Source organism: Paenibacillus sp. lzh-N1, from assembly GCF_002872435.1.
In the GTDB taxonomy this organism is placed as follows: domain Bacteria; phylum Bacillota; class Bacilli; order Paenibacillales; family Paenibacillaceae; genus Paenibacillus; species Paenibacillus polymyxa_C.
In genome coordinates this window covers 4,706,074-4,723,979 of record NZ_CP025696.1, presented here as the reverse complement: position 1 = coordinate 4,723,979, position 17,906 = coordinate 4,706,074, and the positions used below count along the sequence as shown (strand labels likewise).

The following is a 17,906-nucleotide window of genomic DNA, read 5'->3' as shown; positions in this document are numbered from 1 at the left end:
TGAAAGGTGTTTTTGTGTTGTTTTGACCATTTCCAGTAACCCTGATAGAATTAATTATTCCCTATGGTGACTCCTATAATGTGTGTAATTTATACTTCAGAATAGAACGGATGAGTCGAAATGCATAACAACAATACTATCGAACTTTTAAATATTTGGCTGTCCCTTACTAAACTCCAATCGAACATAAACGATGAATTGGAACGTGCACTTCAAGAAAACTATAGTTTATCCTTAAATGAATTTTTGGTTCTGTATTTCTTATCTCAAACTGAGGAAAAGAAATTGAGATTGCAGCATTTACAAGAGATGGTTGGGTTAAGCCAAAGTGCATTATCTAGACTGGTAGTCAGAATGGAAGCAAAAAGCTGCGGAGCTTTGCGAAGACATATATGTGAAGATGATCGTCGGGGAATCTATACAAGCATGACCGATTTTGGTGAAAAGAAATTTGATAGAGCGCTCGAAACCTTCAACCAGATTCTGGAGTCAGTCCTTTCAAAAGATGAGTTGAAGCAAAAATTACAATCACTTATTGAAAAAATATAATCCTTTCATATAAATTAAAACTTAATACGAAAGTTAATGCTTGAATAGAGCAAGATTTAATCCTAGGTCTAGAGAATACAATCTCTGGGCCTTTATTACGTAAACGCATAGTTTAAACGATAGTTGACAAATAAAAAATGTATGCTGTATTATATGCATGTGCATGCATTTAATATAGTGTTCACTATAAAACCTAGAAAGGGGTCTTTCTTAATGAAAGATTTATTTAGTGCTTATAAATTTAAAAGCTTGGATTTAAAGAACCGGGTCGTCATGCCTCCAATGTGTCAATATTCTGTTGAAAAAAAAGATGGTATAGCTACCGATTGGCATTTCATGCACTACGTAAGTCGTGCAATTGGTGGAACTGGATTTATTATAATTGAAATGACCGATGTAGAACCGGATGGACGGATTTCTGATTTCGACCTGGGATTGTGGTCTGATGAGCAAATTCCTGCATTGAAAAGAATTGTAGATGCCTGCCATAGTTATGGAGCAAAAGTAGGTATCCAAATTGCTCATGCTGGACGTAAAGCAGAAGATGCTGAGGTGCCTGTTGCTCCGTCCGCTATTCCATTTGATGAGAAATCTAAATTACCTAGAGCTCTTTCAACACAAGAAGTTAAAGAAATGGTGGAGAAGTTCCGCGGTGCTGTAGCACGTGCTGTGAAGGCCGGAGTTGATGCCATTGAATTACATGGAGCTCACGGATACTTAATCCATCAATTTCACTCTCCTCTGACCAACCAAAGAGATGATGAGTACGGGAAAGATCTTACAAAGTTTGGTCGGGAAATTATTCAGGCAGCCAAGGCAGAGATGCCGGAAGACATGCCGCTTATCATGCGCATTTCCGCTAAAGAATACGTAGAAGGAGGATACGACATTCAAGAAAGCATTTCTTTTGCCAAAGAATATCAACAAGCAGGAGTAGATATTTTTGATATTTCTTCAGGCGGGGAAGGACCTATCGCTGCGTGGGGTAGACCAGGCAGTCACGCAGCATACCAAGTGACACTTGCTCGAGAAATCAGACAAGCACTCGAAGTTCCAGTCATTGCAGTCGGAAGACTCGATGATCCGATCCTGGCAAACGCTGTAGTAGGAAATGAGGACGCAGATCTTGTGGCTGTCGGGAGAGGAATGTTAAGAAATCCTTATTGGGCTCTTGAGGCGGCAACAAACTTGAAAAAAGAAACAACGATCCCGAAACAGTATACTACAGGTTTTTAGATACAGTTTCTGCTGGTAGAAATATAGGAAACTGCAATTATCGAAATAAAAATGACTCAAAAGCAACCGACATATCGGTTGCTTTTTTATTTATTGTGGTCAAACATTTAGTAAGCATATGTTAACAAAATTCACTATACTGGAATGGTTATAGAGCTTGAATAATGTAAGTAAATAAAGGAGGTCTATATGTATGAAGAAGACTCATACCTCTGACCATATTAAAATTCCGCCAGGATTTTGGACGGGATTACACGAATTAGGAATTTCTGCTCACGACGTAGCTCATAAAGCACGGCTACCGCTTAACATTATGACAGAACCAGTAGTTACTCCGGCCCAATATTTCGCGATCTGGCAGGCTTATTCTGATCTCATTGGTGACACTGCCAAAGGAATTATCAAGCTTGCAACCGTCTTTGAAACAGCGAAGTACCCACCGACCGTCTTAGCGACTTACCACGCTCGTAACTATCGCGATGCTCTAAACCGAATGGCTCGGTACAAACAATTATGCCCCCCCGAAATCTTACGTATCACCGAGGAGAGCGAGCACTGTACAATCGAACTGGAATGGTTGTATACCGAGCAGCCTGGTCCACCGATGCTGGTCGGTATTACGCTGGCATGTCTTCTAGAGCTTGGGCGCCGGGGCACTGGTCAACCTTTGACGGCACAGCTTGTGGAATTTTCGCAATCAATGGGCGATGTACAAGCTCTTGAAGCTTACTTCGGTTGCCGTATCCGGATTGATGCAAAATGTAATCGAATGACGCTACATCGAAGAGATCTGGACCTCCCTTTTGTTTCGTACAACGAAGAATTGCTGGAGATTCTCACTCCCGTCCTAGACCGATCTCTGGCTGAACAGCAGCGCAACTGCTCCATTACCGAAATGGTCAAATGGATTATAAAACGGAGCCTCACAGGAGGACGCCCTGATATTGAGGCTATCGCGAAGGAACTCAACATGAGCGATCGCACGTTGCAGCGCCGGCTCACTGACCAAAACACGAACTTTAAGCATTTGCTGACACAAGCTAGACATGAGCAGGCACGAAAGTACTTGGCAGACCCATCGCTTGATATTAAAGAAGTGGCTTTCTTGATTGGATATGAAGATCAGAACTCATTCTATCGGGCTTTCCGTCTTTGGGAAGGTGACACTCCTTTAAATTGGCGTACTAAACATTTAGCTGCAAACTCAATATCAGAAGGACAGCTCGGAAGACCGTCTATTCATTAATAGATTCCAGACTAGCCAATTGTTCAGAGAGCTAGTTTTATTGAGTTTTATCAATTGGCGTGTGAAACAAGAATTTTGGCGCAATATGCTAGTTACTGAACAATCCAGGCAAGGTAATATAATCAGGACTCTTTAAAAGGCTGATCTTAACATAGTTTGGAAGTAGAGAAAAAGGAGAAATGTATGATGGATATGGGTTTAAACAATAAAACTGCTTTAATTACAGGATCAACGAAAGGTATAGGTAAAGCAATAGCGATTGAACTTGCCAAAGAAGGTGTGAATGTACTTATTAATGGACGGAATTATGATGAGGTAGAACAAACAGTAAATGAAATAAAGTCAAAGTTCCCAACTACCTCTCCCCAAAATGCTACGGCCGATATTGTGGATAAAGAGCAAAGAAAAGCATTATTTGAAAAATACCCCGAAGTTGATATTTTGGTTAACAATATGGGTATTTACGAAATAATGCAGTATGAGGACGTTGACGATGAAGTGTGGGAAAAATACTTCCGTACTAATGTTCTTGCTGCAAATGGATTAGCTAAATTTTACTTATCTAAAATGTTGAAAAACGATTATGGACGCATTGTTTTCATTGCGAGTGAAGAAGCAATTATGCCTTCAGGACAAATGCCTCAATATTGTATGACCAAATCCATGCTGCTATCATTGTCAAAAAGCTTGTCTAAATTAACAAGAGATACAGAAGTTACCGTTAATACGATCATGCCTGGACCAACACTTTCTGAAAAAGTACATCAAATCATTGAGGGGATTTACACCAATGAAAATATGACTTTTTCAGAAAAAGAGAAACAATTTATGGCCGCAAACCTGCCTCAATCCGAAATACAGCGATTTATTAGACCTATTGAAATTGGTAGATTAGCCGCATTTGTATGTAGCCCATATGCGTCTGCATTTAAGGGTTCTCCAATCCGTATGGATGGGGGAATGGTGCCAACTATTTTTTAATATTTTTACTGGGATTTGAGAGCTGGATTAGGGCTGTGAACTGGAATTATTGTCACCTACCAATCGCTACCAAAAACAGCCGATTGCTCGGCTGTTTTTTAACTAAATTCCTTTCTCTTTCGTTGAAAAATTAACGTTAAATAAAGAGTAGAGGGGTTTATTTGAAGAAACGGTGAACCTATGACTCTCGCAATTGTCCTGAATCCAGGCGTCGCCGACTCATGAATACCAAAGTCAATGCAATTACCGTAAGGACAATCCCAAGCACTTGAAATCCCTCGAAGCTGAACTTACCTCCCATTACGATACCTATCAACAATGAAGAGAAAATGGTTCCCAGATATCTTGATGTATTAAATAATCCGGATGCTACACCGATTATTTCTTTTGGAGAACTTTGGAACAAGGCTGCTTGCATACCTACATTGTTCAGTCCGTTGCTAATACCGAATGCAGCCAAAGCCAAACACACGCTGATCACCGGAGAAGTTGGATTTAATGTTACAAGCCACACAGATCCCAATGTCATCAGGATTGCCGATACCAGTAATGCCGGTCTGGGTCCTGATTTATCAATCCATCGTCCTGCTATTGGAGAAGCAGCTAGCGAGCACAAGCCTAAGCTTAGCATGAGAATCCCTGTTTGGAACTCGCTTACATGCCTTACCACTTGCAAATAGGACGGAAGCCCGAAAAAAAGCGAGTAATAGAGTACGTTAACGAACATGAATTCGACATTAACCCAAGTCAACGCAGGATATTTGGCGAACGTGCGTAAAGGAATAAAGGGTGACGTCGCTTTTAACTCATATCGTACGAATGCCCCCAGCGCAACGAGGCCTATTAACCCGACAATGACGTTTTCTAACGAGATATGCCCAGATGATTTTGCCGAGAGTAATCCGACGAGCAGGGCAACCAGCCCTAATGTGAAGAGTAGGATCCCTCTTGCATCAATTAAATCAAACCATTTACGAAAGGACATGTTGCGTGCAACAGATGTTGGCGATTCGTCCTTAGGAATAGTCCTCCAAGCCAATAGAAAGCTGGCTACCACAAACGGAATATTGATGAAAAAGATGGCAGGCCAATTCCACCAATGAACCAAAACCCCGCCAATAAAGGGTCCAATTGCTGCCGCTCCTGATAGGAAAATGGACAAAACAGACAGCGCAGTCGCTTGTTTCTCTGTAATATGAATTCGAACAATGGCCATTCCAACCCCAACCATCATACTTGTTCCGATGGATTGTACAATGCGGAACACGATGAGCCATCCAAAGGTTGGTGACAACGGAGCTAATAATGATGCAATGAAGGCTACAACAAGTCCAATAAGAAACATCTTCCTACGGCCGAATAAATCGCTGGCCTTTCCCATGATAGGTTGAGCTATGCTACTTGCAATGTAGAAAGAAAAAATAATCCAGGAAACACCTGTAAAGTCAAGTTGGAACACATTTTGCAGACTTGGAATTGCAACAGAAACCATCGAAGAATTTAATGGGTTCAATAATATCCCTAGACCAACTGAAATCATTAACCACCAGCTGCGAACACTCATTTCTGGCCCCCCCATAGCGAATTAATGTCATCGTACTTGAAATCGATTATTTATTCCAATGCATTTGATGATATAATCTCATTGATTTGAGGGAATGAATGGGGGATGCGAAATGGAACTTCTTCAACTGCAATATTTTCTCACGGTAGCTCGTTTGGAACATGTAACCGAAGCTGCACGAAGTCTGCACGTTACTCAATCGTCGCTCAGCAAAACGATTCAACGCTTGGAGGAAGATTTGGGAGTCCCTTTATTCGATCGAACAGGGAGGAAACTGCGATTGAATGAGTTCGGAAGCAGATTCCTTTACCGTGCAGAAAGGGCTTTATTTGAATTAGAACAGGGGAAGCAGGAGCTTAGCGACTTATCCAGCCCAGAACACGGAACTCTCGAATTGGCAGTGACCACCGCAAGCACATTACCAGGTATTCTTCGAGAGTTTCGGAGAAAACGACCCTATATTCAATTTCATGTACAAATGCTGACCACACAGGAAATGGTTACACTTCTTCATAGAGGAGAAGTTGATTTTTGCTTGTCTTCACCTCCTGTTGAAGGGGATGACATCGAATGTAAAATCGTATGTATCGACCCCATTCTTGTAGCTGTTCCAAAGGGGCATCGGCTTGCGGATCGAAATAGCGTATCCTTGACAGAGCTAAGGGAAGAATGGTTTGTCGGCGTAAAAAGAGGCTATGGTACTCGTGATTTAGTGGACTCTGTATGCATGTCGGAAGGATTTGTGCCTAACTATGTGTACGAGGGGGATGAACCTGCAAGGCTTAGTACTCTTGTGGAAGCCGAAATTGGGATAGCTTTCATACCGAGCACGGCACGAAATTCGCAGGAACATCTCAAATATCTCCAGGTAGAGAATCACGAATTGATACGTGAGATTGCTTTATTATGGAACAGGAATCGGTATATTTCGCGGGCTGCTCAGGAATTCCGCGAGATAGTTGTAGAATATTTTGCGACGAATTCCAAATAGACAACCTAACTCCATATATGTTTTTTTATGATCTACCATTGAAAATAAATAAGTAGGAGATTGCGTTAATAAGATAGCGCAGAGGCTAAACATTGTTATCCAACGAGCAGGAACTAACCGTTTTTGCTTTACCTCGTCATGAAATGATTATCGTCAAAAATAACAGGTGATATTTTTATTATTTTAGTGATAATATGGTTAGGTAATTGCAATTAAACAGATTTTTACTTTTATTTTGTGGAGGCGTTAGAATGAAGTACATAGTGAAAAGAAGGGCACAAATTAAAGGGGATAACGCATCACTGGCCCTATAAACTGCGTAATCCCTGGCCTTTTTAAGGGGTTTGCATAATGGAAAAATCGATTGAGAAACGTATTCCTAAATCTTTGATTTGGCTGTGCGTGCTTGCATTTTTCAGCGTATTGAATGAGACGGTGTTCAACGTATCGTTGCCCGACATTGCCGCTCAATTTGGAATTAAGCCATCCGCTGCAAATTATGTTAATACCAGCTTCATTCTTTCTTTTGCCGTAGGAACGGCCGTTTACGGAAAAATATCGGACATTTATGGCGTAAAAAAACTGGTTCTCATCAGTATGATGATATATAGCGGGGGATCGCTGTTTGGCTTGCTTTTTCATGCCTGGTTTCCGATTTTGCTTGTTGCACGATTTATCCAAGGAGCGGGTGCTTCTGCCGTCCCCGGACTGATTATGGTCATCGTTACCAAAAGTATCGAAAAGCAGCATCAAGGAAAAGCTTTTGGAATGATTGGATCGACCGTTGCTCTGGGAGAAGGTTTTGGTCCTATACTTGGAGGCTGGATCGCGGACTATGTACATTGGTCCTATCTGTTTTTTCTGCCAATGATGACGCTAGTCACACTACCTTTTTTTTTACGGACGCTGCCTGACGAACCTATGAAAAAAGGTGGGCTTGATGTTCTGGGAGGCCTGCTCTTTGTTCTTGGAATTGTTTCGTTCACTTTATTTACGACACATTACGAGTGGTGGTATTTGACCAACAGTGTCATTCTTTTCATAGGATTTGTGCTGAGAATTCGAAGAGCTAAGGAACCTTTCGTAGAACCAGCTTTATTCAAGAGGAGAAGGTTTATTGTCGGCGTATTTGTAGGGGGAATACTTCTAGGTACCGTTGCAGGATTTATGTCTATGATCCCTTACATGATGAGAGAAGTACACCAGATGTCGACAAGCCTTATCGGAGGCGGTGTTCTGTTTCCAGGAACGCTTAGCGTGATTCTTTTTGGGATCGTTGGCGGTTCTTTGGTCGATAGGCAGGGAGCTCGTTTTGTCATGGTTGCAGGGTTATTGCTTCTCGTGATGGGGCTTTTCATCGTTTCACTTTTTGCCGATCGTAGCCTCTGGATCATTTCAGGAGCATTGGTTTTGATTTTTGGTGGATTATCCTTTGTCAAAACGGTCATCTCAACCATTGTGGCAGGCTCGTTAAGTGCTGACGAATCAGGCTCAGGTATGGGGTTTTTAAATTTTTCCTGCTTTCTGGCGGAAGGGATTGGTATCGCAATTGTAGGAGGACTGCTTACACAGCATAGGTGCAACTTTCCTATTCTCCCGATCGTTACTGACGTTGCAGCATATTTGTACAGCAATTTGACGTTACTACTTCTAGCTGTAGTAATTACAGGCGGTGCTATTTTTATGATCGTATTTAAGGGAGAAGAGGCTTCCTTGGACATTAATAGAAATTAATAATTTTTATAGAGCTGACATTGATATGTAATGATGTCAGCTTTTTTGTACAAAAAACTAAACTTTTTAAAGGGTGCATACATTGATTATTTGGACATCAACTAGATGTTTTTTCGGTATTACTGAACGTTTCCTATGAGGCTGAGCATCGCGTATAATATATAGTAAATTGTTATGTACCGAGTGTGAGATTCGTTTATTTTGGTTTGGGGTGAGTGTAGTGGCATCTATTCATGAGGTGGCGAAACAAGCAGGGGTATCGGTGGCAACGGTATCCAAAGTGATTAATAATTATTCTGATGTCAGCAGCAAAACGAGGAATAAGGTGAACAAGGCGATTGAATTGCTGAACTACCAGCCGAATGTGGTTGCCCGAAGCCTCGTGAAAAAGCGTTCCTGGACGGTCGGGATGTTCCTGCTGGATTTCTTCACGAATCCTTTTATTTCGGAGCTTCTTGATGGGTTAAGAAAGTCTCTTGAAGATAGCAGTTATGACCTGCTCTTTCTATCACCGAATCTTAGCAATCCCGATTATACCTTCACTAAGCATTGCATTAGCCGCAATGTAGATGGAGTTGTCATGTTTGGTGTCGATCGAACTAATCAAAATTTTTTGGATCTACTTCAGGCTGAGATGCCGACGATGATGATCGATATCGATCTGCTGGGACCTAGAACCGGATATGTAACAGCCGACAATCGCAGAGGTGCTTACTTAGGTGTTCAGCATTTGGTGGAACTCGGACATAAACGCATCGCTTTTATTTCAGGGGATTTGGGATGTCTGGTTGGTCAAACGAGATTTTCCGGGTATCAGGAGGGGCTGCGCTCGAACGAGCTTCCTTACTACGACCAATATGTGGAGGTAGAGGAATACAGCATTGAAGGTGGATATAAGGCGATGAAGCGCCTGCTACAGCTTTCGGAAGCACCGTCCGGCGTGATCTGCTCTTCAGACTATATGGCGACCGGTGCGATCGAAGCAATTCGCGAAATCGGAATGCGAGTACCTGATCATATTTCCGTTGTTGGCTTTGACAACACATTCTATGCGGAACTGTCCATGCCCAAGCTTACAACAATCAATCAGAACATTACGCTAATGGGAATGAAAGCAGGAGAGCATCTCATCCGAATGATTGAGAATCCTGATTATTCACCGCCAACGGAGATTGTCCCGGCTAATCTGGTTGTACGAGACTCGACAGGGCAGTATAAGGAATAGTTTTTTAAGAATTGACAAACACAAAAACAAATTGTATTTTAATTATGGTGTAAGCGCTTAATATAAGGTCCCTTGAATCACTTCTGCTCGTTCTTGTTTCATTCCCGAGTTATGGACAAAAGGGAAAGTCTCATATTGCGTCAGAGGGGAGGAAACTGGAATAGATATGATTTTAAAAGAAGGTGGTGACCCGGAAGGCGTAGGGCGATATGTTGTTAACCTGAGGAAAGCGTGAAGATGTTAATGGTTGAATCTAATTGAATCTATTGGAACAGGAGGTTTCACTAACATTTTTATTTCATTTTCGAAAACGTTTTCGCAAACAAATGCTGTCACTGTTCTTGAATCCAGCCGATATGCAGATGAATATCGGGGCTATTTGCCGAAATTTTTCGCGTAATCATGCCATATTAAAGGGAGAAGAGAATTATGAAAATGTCGTTCAATTCATTCACTAAGCCATTAATCATGATCCTACTGTTCAGTTTATTAACGCTAATTTTTCAAGCGGCCTTACCTGCAACGCCCGCTTCTGCAGCTGCCTGCGCAAACCCTGTAAGTTATTTCGGTGAAATGAAAGCAAGTGGAAACAAGATTAACGGCTCCAAAACGAATCGGCCTATGATGGTCAAAGGGTCGAGCTTCTTCTGGAGCAACTGGTCCGGTCCATTTTGGAATACCGCCACGGTGAATCGGATGGTGGATGAATTCCAAGTAGAGATCGTAAGAGCGGCATATGGCGTGGACCCCAGCGGAAAACCGTATAACACGGCCGATGAATCCAAAGTTCGTGACGTGGTCAATGCGGCAATTGCTAAGGGGATCTATGTTATTATCGATTGGCACTCACATGACGCGCACAACAACGTCAACTCCGCTAAAAGTTTCTTCAGCCGCATGGCGCAGGAATACGGAAGCTATGATAACGTCATTTTCGAGATCTATAACGAACCTACGCAAGTCTCGTGGGGGACAATCAAAAGTTACGCTGAGCAAGTTATCCCAGCCATTCGTCAACATTCTGACAATCTAATTGTCGTTGGTACGCCATTCTGGTCTCAGAATGTAGACCAGGCAGCGAACGATCCCATTACATCCTCTAGTAATATCGCCTATACAATGCACTTTTACGCTGGAACTCATTTTCAGTCGCTCCGGGACAAAGCCAACTACGCAATGAGTAAGGGCATCCCGCTATTTGTTACCGAGATGGGCTTTGTTAACGCGGATGGCGACGGCGGCATTAATTACGATTCCACGAACCAATGGCTTGACTGGATGAACCAGAATAACCTGTCATGGGCCAACTGGGCGATTAATGACAAGACAGAAGGCGCCAGTATTTTCAATACGAACGGGAGTCTCACAGCAGGAGGTAACTATCTGAAAAGCATTCTAGCCGGGCACGCTCCGTATGCCGAGTGGAGGCAGAATGCGGCTTGCGGTGGCAGTAGCGCAAACACATTATATGACTTCGAGGGTAGTACGCAGGGCTGGACCGGTTCGAATATATCCGATGGTCCATGGAGCGTAAACGAGTGGTCATCCAAGGGCAGTAATTCTCTTAAAGCGGATATCATCATGTCTGCTAATTCCCAGCACTACCTGCTTCTCTCACAAAGCCGCAACCTTAGTGGTAAGGCAACGCTAAGCGCGACCGTCAAACATGCATCTTGGGACTCCGCAGGTGACGGACTCAATGCCAAGATTTATGCCAAGACAGGATCAGGTTGGGCTTGGTATGCTGGCAAAGCTGTCAAGATTAATTCTTCTGGAGGTACGACGCTGTCGTTCAACCTTGCATCTGTACCCAATCTTGACGATGTTAGGGAAATCGGCGTACAATTTCTTGCCTCGGCGAACAGCAGCGGTAAGTCAGCAGTTTACGTTGACAACGTGACACTTCAATAATACACTCCTAACTTTTCCTGCTAAGGGACTTCATCGCTATATTGTGGGTTTGTCCTTTCGACCAAGTTATTTGCGAATAGTGGAGAAATGATGCTAGTGATAGTTGATTGATCCATAAAACATTGCCAAATTAAAGAGGAAAGACGCAAGATAAAGCTCTTGCCCAAACCAAGTGACAAGAGCTTTATCTCATTACCGATTGTGTCAATAATATGATCTCATTACTCATGGTCTTCATGAAGTACCTGTGTTTTGTAGTTGGGAAATATAAGGCTTACAAAAGCTGGTACATATACCGAATTACAAACCAAACACCTCAGTAATTAAAGAGAATCAATAAGTCTCCTTTTAAGTACAACCTTATCTTAGTCTTCGGACTGGAGGAAGGTTGTTTTTCTTTGTTATAAAATAGGCATCCTTTGTTGTGTCACACAATTATTCCCTAACTAATCATTCACATTATGATATCGCGGATTTACGAGAGAAGACGGGGATTATGATGAATAAAGCAAAATTCTCATTATTGAAGATTTTAGTAGCTGTCCTATTATCTAATAACATTATGACATGTACTTTTATCACAGTGACATTCCAATACATAAGAATTGTTAGATATACTTGAGCTGCCTAAGGTTAGGTCCTCAACTTTATGACATGTCTTGAGGGAGGCGTGAAATGAGAAATAAGAAGAGGGCACGTCGGAGGCCAGTATTTCGCTAGGAATGAGAAAGGATGAAATCAGGTGACTTATATTGCACAAGAGAATCGATACGAACAAATGAAATATCGGCGGATTGGACGGAGCGGTGTCAGGCTCCCGGCCATTTCGCTCGGCTTGTGGCAAAATTTCGGTGGGGACAAACCGTTTGAGGATAGTCGTGCAATGATACTACGCGCCTTTGATCTTGGTGTCTCGCACTTTGATTTGGCAAACAATTACGGACCGCCTCCCGGATCGGCCGAGGAGACCTTTGGACACGTTTTAAAAAAGGACCTCGCACCTTATCGGGATGAGCTGTTTATTTCAACAAAAGCTGGCTACTATATGTGGCCTGGACCGTACGGTGAGTGGGGATCGAGAAAAAACCTGCTTGCAAGCTTGGATCGCAGCCTTCAGCGAATGGGACTAGACTATGTCGATGTCTTTTACCATCATCGTCCCGATGGTGATACCCCCTTAGAGGAATCGATGGGAGCGCTTGCTCATGCTGTGAAAACAGGCAAAGCACTGTATGTCGGTTTATCCAATTACGGACCGGAGGAGACGAAGCAAGCAGCTGCGATCCTTAAAAACCTTGGTACACCGCTGCTCGTCCACCAGCCTATGTATTCGATGCTGAACCGGTGGATTGAGAACGGATTGCAGGACGTGCTGACTGAAGTAGGAGCCGGCACAGTGGCTTTCTGCCCGCTTGGTCGCGGACAGTTGACGGGAAAATACATCGATAAGCTGGAAGCTGAGTTTAAAACAGGCCTGCGCACGTTGAAACTAGAGGCCATATCTCAGGAGCGGATTAACAAATTCCGTGCGCTGGAGGCGATCGCGAAGCGCCGGGGTCAAACGTTGCCGCAAATGGCGTTGACATGGGCGCTGCGCGAAGGAGGTGTGGATTCGGTGCTAATCGGTGCAAGCCGTGTAGGTCAAATCGAGGAAAACGTGCAAGCAGTACACGCGGAACTGCTATCGGCAGCGGATCTTCAAGAGATCGACCAAGTTATGCATAATATCGGGGATGTCCCCTGGTAATGTCATGGCAACAACACGATTCATTAAACGAACAAATCAGTCGAGACTTGAAAGACCCATTGAGCTGTCTCTTTTAAGCCTTGCGCGAAAGTGTGATGGAGAAAGTCCCTTCACTTTTTTAAACATTTTGGAGAACAGTAGCGGGTCGCTATAACCAACAGAATAGGAGACTTCCGTGATGGACAGCTGCGAATTGTCCAGCAGATCGCCTGCTTTGTCTATGCGGAGGTTCAACAGGTATTGTTGTGGAGAAACATTAAGAATTTCCTTGAAAAGGACGGACAGATAGACACGATCAATCCCAACTATGTGTGCGACCTCGGAAATGGTAACTCTTTGGTTATAGTTCATTCGAATAAACTCGACCGCTTTACGGATGTAGGTGTCCTTGGGCCGTACCTCGGGCAGTAGCTGACTCGTAGCGACCAACATTTCGATCCAATCGGCGAGTAACCTGAACAAAATGCTCTGTCTTCGTAGTTCACTGGTGCTGTGGTTCACGTCGCAGGCAGAAAATTCATCCAAATAAAAATCAAACCAAAACAATGGGGAGTACCTGAATACGGGATGAAGGGGAGAAATGTGCGCCTGCTCGAATAGAGGTATAACCCCGTTACCCGAAAAGGCTATCCAAGAATAAATCCAAGGATCAGTTGGGTCCGCTTCCATGTAACAAAGAATGTTGTCGTATACGATAAAGCCTTCGCCTTGCTGAAGATGAAAGGTCTTTCCGTCAATCTGGTAAACGCCTCTACCCGCATGGATAAACATGATTTTGTATTGTCCTTTGATGCCGGGCCCCCAAGAATAGCTGGGTTCACATACTTGTTTGCCGTGATAACAGTAACAAATATCCATCTGGTTGCTTTCCTCCTATAATAGTACATCATGACATATAAGATCCTGAAAGTCACTTGCGAAATGAGTTCACTTATAAGGAGTATAATGCTTGATCAGTTCCTTACGGACTATACGAGTCGTCAAACAGATGAATACGGTGGATCCATTGAAAACCGGATACCAGTTATTGCGAATGGCCAGCTTGATGATCCTGATAAGGCTGCCACAATCATTGGGCAAGGGTTTGCTGACGTAATTGCGTTGGAGAAAGGCGTACTTGCAAATTATGATTGGATAAAGAAGGTTAGAAATGGTAAACCGTTATCTGAGCTGGATCAAAATAAAGTTTTAAGACCGGATGCAACCATTAAGGATTTCGAGATTAGTCAATAAGATGATCATTGCGTAACCAACCATTTGGAGGTACGGATATGATGAGGACGTAGCTGGGATAAAATCGGAAGAACCATCGAAGGATGAAAAGTCCAGAGCGGTGGTTCTTTTTTTCTTTTGTTACCTATGCCATCATTATAGATGGAGGGTGATGAACAATGTTCCAAGATTTTAAGCTCGTTGGTGACCGTCCGGTCGCGATACAAGTAAAAGAATATATTAAACGTTTAATTATAAAAGGGACGTTTCATAAGGATCAGAAGCTACCCTCCACACGAGAAATGAGTAGTGTGCTCAAGGTGAGTCGCAATACAGTTATTGCAGCCTATGAAGGCCTAGAGGACGATGGATTTACGTATACAATACCGAGTAGAGGCAGCTATGTGGCCGCTATGGTGGACCGTTTGGTTGCGGATAATGGAGGGGATGATGCCTCCTTCGCCTGGCAGATTGATTGGAAGACAAGAATGAGCAAGTACGCTGTATCGGCTGCAGAGCTTGATATGATGAAGCAGGGCATTCGCGCCCCAAGAGGAATCATCTCGTTTACAAGCATCGCACCGGATGAGCAGCTGTTTGATCTGGGAGATGTAAGGCGAGCCTTTATGGATCGGATGGCAATCGAAGGGCAGGTGCTGCTCAACTACGGCTATGCCAAGGGTTACAAACCACTGATCGATTACCTGATGAGATATATGGAGAATAAGGGCGTCGATATAAGCGGCAAGGATTTACTGATTACAAGCGGTTTTACAGAAGGCTTCGATATTGTGCTGTCGGCACTTCGCCCTTCAGCGCGCCGCGGTACAGTAATTTGTGAAAATCCGACCCATCACACAGCGATCAAAAATTTAAAGCTACAAGGCTTTGAGATTACCGGCATTCCAATGGAGCGGGATGGTATTAATGTGGAGCAGCTTGAAGCGGTATTGCAGAAGCAGACAAATAGCTTCGATCTCGCCTATTTGACTCCTTCCTATCACAATCCTACAGGCATTGTCATGTCGCCGGCAAAGCGCAGCGCTGTAATGAATTTAATGATGCGCTATCAGATTCCGGTGATTGAGGATGGTTTTAATGAGGAGCTTCGCTATTCAGGAGCGCATATTGCGCCATTAATAGCAACAGCAGGGCGAGGGAACGGAGTCATCTATATTGGCAGCTTCTCCAAGGTGCTGTTTCCTGGCTTGCGAGTAGGCTGGGTGCTTGGAGATCGAGCGCTGATTGACACTCTAGAAAGCATTAAGCGTGCGCGCACCATTCATACCTCAACAATCGACCAATCGATATTATATCAATATTTGCTCAATGGAAATTTTGAGAAATATGTAAAAAGAGCACGTATGGAATATAAGCGCAAATACGAGCTTACGAAGGCATGCTGTGATACCCATCTCTCTGAGGCGCAACTATCTGGCGATGGGGGCTTGCATGTGTTTCTTACCTTCCCGGCAGGTGTAAATACGCGCCAGTTGCTTGAAGCATGCATAGATCAAGGTGTTATATATACACCTGGAGACAAGTTTTTTATACATGAAGGTGAAGGGACGAATACTTTGCGGCTTGGCTTTTCCCGAGTAACGGATGAACAGATCGAGCGGGGAATTCAGATTATAGGCCAACAGGTGCGTAACTTTCATAAGGCATGTGGTCATAAGAACAATCCGTAACTGCACTATGATTTTTTAAGAAAATGGGGTGTCATGATGAAGATTGGCGTTATTATGGGGGGGACTTCCACTGAGCGTGAGGTTTCTCTGCAGACAGGTCAAGAGATGCTGAATCATTTGGATCGCAGCCGCTATGAGGTGGTTCCAATTGTGATCGATCAGCCAGCAGATTTAATCGCACAGGTTCAGCAAACAGACATCGATTTTGCGTTGTTGGCGCTGCATGGTCAATATGGCGAAGACGGCACGGTGCAGGGAGCGCTGGAAACACTGGGCATTCCCTATACAGGGAGCGGTGTTCTGGCAAGCGGCCTGTGCATGAATAAGCAGCTGTCCAAGATGCTGCTGAAGTCGGCAGGGGTGCTTACGCCTGCAGGCCTCTGCTGGCAGGGAATGGGCGATTATGATCAGCAAGCGGTAGAGCAGTTGGGTTATCCCGTTATTGTGAAGCCGAATATGGGAGGATCCAGCATCGGCATCCAGCTTGTGCATAATGAGAAGGAGCTTCACTCGGCTATTCAGAAGGCTTGTGCTTTGGATCAGACGATTTTGGTTGAGCCTTTTATTCAAGGGACGGAGCTTACCTGCTCAATTGTGGATGGCGAGGTATTACCGATTATCAGGATTCGCTCTGCCCATTCTGAATGGTTCGACTATAAAGCGAAATATGAGACCGGCGGTGCTGAGGAGAAGGTGATCCAGCTTCCTCCCGTTATTGAGCAGCGTGTGCGCGAGACGGCGCTTGCCAGCTATCGGCTGCTGCAGTGCAAGGTGTATGCAAGGATCGATATGATTTTGTGCCAGGATGTACCTTACGTTTTGGAGGTAAACACCTTACCCGGAATGACCGCTAACAGCCTACTTCCGAAGAGTGCAGCTGCAGCAGGCATAACCTTTACGCAGCTGCTGGACCGTATTATTACTAGCTCACTTCATGAGCGAAAACGGGAATGAGAGAAGGTTTAACATGTTTGATGGATTAGACCAGCTAGAATACCTTGATACGGAAGCTTTCATCTGAGAGAACATCGGAAGACTTTTTGTTCATCCTAAAGAGAATTTAATGGTCTATAAAGTAAAGGGATTAGACAGAAAATGGCGAAATATTGTTATAATGGTTAGAACGGAACAGCGTTAAACTGATGTAGATTTGAAGGATGTTGCAGCATTAATGCAACTTGATTTTGCTTCAAGATGGGGGAGGTGTTCACATCTCTATTCGCACCTTATAAAACTGTAGGAGAACGAATACGAAAATGAATATTTTAATCAGAAAAGTGAAGGCTGAGGACGGTGAGTGTAGCACTAACATTGATGGTAGCTTTATCGTGGATTCTACCCTTGTTTTGCAATTAACGGGACAGCAAATCGAATATACGGTGAAGGAGAGGCCTATTAGTAAAAAAAGCTACGATGATGATCAGTTTGAGGAAGACACAGTTGAGGATTATTCGAATTATATCGACAATCCCGATCAGATCATATATTTAGCGCTCGTAAATAATCAAGTCGTAGGTCAAATTGTTCTGAAAAGGAATTGGAATAAGTATGCATATGTGGAAGATATCAAAGTCGACAAGCTATATAGAAGCTTCGGTATCGGTAAGGAACTAATCGAACAGGCTAAACGCTGGGGGAAGGATGGCGGAATGCCAGGAATCATGCTGGAGACACAAAGTAATAATGTTCGCGCTTGTAAATTCTATGAAAGTTGCGGTTTTGTGATCGGTGGATTCGACTCCTACGTCTACAGAGGCCTAGATAAAGAAAGTGACGAGATCGCGATCTATTGGTATCTGATGTTTGATTAGAACGACAA

General features: G+C 43.5%; 15 protein-coding genes. 13 read left to right on the top strand and 2 right to left on the bottom strand.

All coding sequences use genetic code 11. The annotated features are described in order from the left end of the window. Positions 1–120: 120 nt before the first annotated feature. The 4 genes from C0638_RS20985 (at position 121) to C0638_RS20970 (ending at position 4,012) form a co-directional block, all read left to right on the top strand. Positions 121–549 (top strand): MarR family winged helix-turn-helix transcriptional regulator, encoded by a 429-nt coding sequence (locus C0638_RS20985; RefSeq protein ID WP_058712435.1) that lies wholly within the window; start codon positions 121–123, stop codon positions 547–549. 213 nt (positions 550–762) lie between these two features. Continuing rightward, positions 763–1,785, top strand: a complete 1,023-nt coding sequence (locus C0638_RS20980) for an NADH:flavin oxidoreductase/NADH oxidase (protein ID WP_058712407.1) — start codon at positions 763–765, stop codon at positions 1,783–1,785. A 193-nt stretch (positions 1,786–1,978) separates the two neighbouring features. Next, positions 1,979–3,031: a helix-turn-helix transcriptional regulator gene (locus tag C0638_RS20975; protein WP_058712406.1), complete on the top strand. Its 1,053-nt coding sequence runs from the start codon at positions 1,979–1,981 to the stop codon at positions 3,029–3,031. A gap of 186 nt (positions 3,032–3,217) precedes the next feature. Further along, a complete protein-coding gene (locus C0638_RS20970; protein WP_040103728.1) occupies positions 3,218–4,012 on the top strand; it encodes an SDR family NAD(P)-dependent oxidoreductase in 795 nt (264 codons plus the stop codon). Between the two features lie 178 nt (positions 4,013–4,190). Here C0638_RS20970 and C0638_RS20965 read toward each other — a convergent pair whose 3' ends face one another. Further along, complete coding sequence (locus tag C0638_RS20965) at positions 4,191–5,576, bottom strand: MFS transporter (protein ID WP_013371144.1); 1,386 nt, start codon at positions 5,574–5,576, stop codon at positions 4,191–4,193. 112 nt (positions 5,577–5,688) lie between these two features. Here C0638_RS20965 and C0638_RS20960 point away from each other — a divergent pair, with 112 nt between their 5' ends. The 5 genes from C0638_RS20960 to C0638_RS20940 all read left to right on the top strand — a co-directional run bounded on the left by C0638_RS20960 (position 5,689) and on the right by C0638_RS20940 (position 13,184). Beyond that, positions 5,689–6,567: a LysR family transcriptional regulator gene (locus tag C0638_RS20960; RefSeq protein WP_025678371.1), complete on the top strand. Its 879-nt coding sequence runs from the start codon at positions 5,689–5,691 to the stop codon at positions 6,565–6,567. Positions 6,568–6,918: 351 nt separating this feature from the next. After that, entirely contained in the window at positions 6,919–8,301 is a 1,383-nt protein-coding gene (locus C0638_RS20955; RefSeq protein WP_058712365.1) for an MFS transporter, read from the top strand. A 220-nt stretch (positions 8,302–8,521) separates the two neighbouring features. Continuing rightward, positions 8,522–9,526, top strand: coding sequence for a LacI family DNA-binding transcriptional regulator (locus C0638_RS20950; protein WP_058712364.1), 1,005 nt, complete (start codon positions 8,522–8,524; stop codon positions 9,524–9,526). A 429-nt stretch (positions 9,527–9,955) separates the two neighbouring features. Next, complete coding sequence (locus C0638_RS20945; protein WP_058712363.1) at positions 9,956–11,437, top strand: glycoside hydrolase family 5 protein; 1,482 nt, start codon at positions 9,956–9,958, stop codon at positions 11,435–11,437. A 742-nt stretch (positions 11,438–12,179) separates the two neighbouring features. After that, entirely contained in the window at positions 12,180–13,184 is a 1,005-nt protein-coding gene (locus tag C0638_RS20940; RefSeq protein ID WP_058712362.1) for an aldo/keto reductase, read from the top strand. 36 nt (positions 13,185–13,220) lie between these two features. Here C0638_RS20940 and C0638_RS20935 read toward each other — a convergent pair whose 3' ends face one another. Continuing rightward, on the bottom strand, positions 13,221–14,042 hold the full coding sequence (locus tag C0638_RS20935; protein WP_058712361.1) for a helix-turn-helix domain-containing protein: 822 nt from the start codon (positions 14,040–14,042) through the stop codon (positions 13,221–13,223). Positions 14,043–14,129: 87 nt separating this feature from the next. Between C0638_RS20935 and C0638_RS20930 the strand changes: the two genes are divergently transcribed. The 4 genes from C0638_RS20930 (at position 14,130) to C0638_RS20915 (ending at position 17,898) form a co-directional block, all read left to right on the top strand. Next, complete coding sequence (locus C0638_RS20930; protein WP_013371152.1) at positions 14,130–14,417, top strand: xenobiotic reductase b; 288 nt, start codon at positions 14,130–14,132, stop codon at positions 14,415–14,417. 158 nt (positions 14,418–14,575) lie between these two features. Continuing rightward, positions 14,576–16,087 carry an aminotransferase-like domain-containing protein gene (locus tag C0638_RS20925; RefSeq protein WP_102163760.1) on the top strand — a complete coding sequence of 504 codons (1,512 nt, stop codon included), beginning with the start codon at positions 14,576–14,578 and terminating at the stop codon, positions 16,085–16,087. 36 nt (positions 16,088–16,123) lie between these two features. Then, positions 16,124–17,041 carry a D-alanine--D-alanine ligase gene (locus tag C0638_RS20920; RefSeq protein WP_058712359.1) on the top strand — a complete coding sequence of 306 codons (918 nt, stop codon included), beginning with the start codon at positions 16,124–16,126 and terminating at the stop codon, positions 17,039–17,041. Between the two features lie 302 nt (positions 17,042–17,343). Beyond that, positions 17,344–17,898: a GNAT family N-acetyltransferase gene (locus C0638_RS20915; RefSeq protein ID WP_058712358.1), complete on the top strand. Its 555-nt coding sequence runs from the start codon at positions 17,344–17,346 to the stop codon at positions 17,896–17,898. The last annotated feature ends 8 nt before the right edge of the window (positions 17,899–17,906 follow it).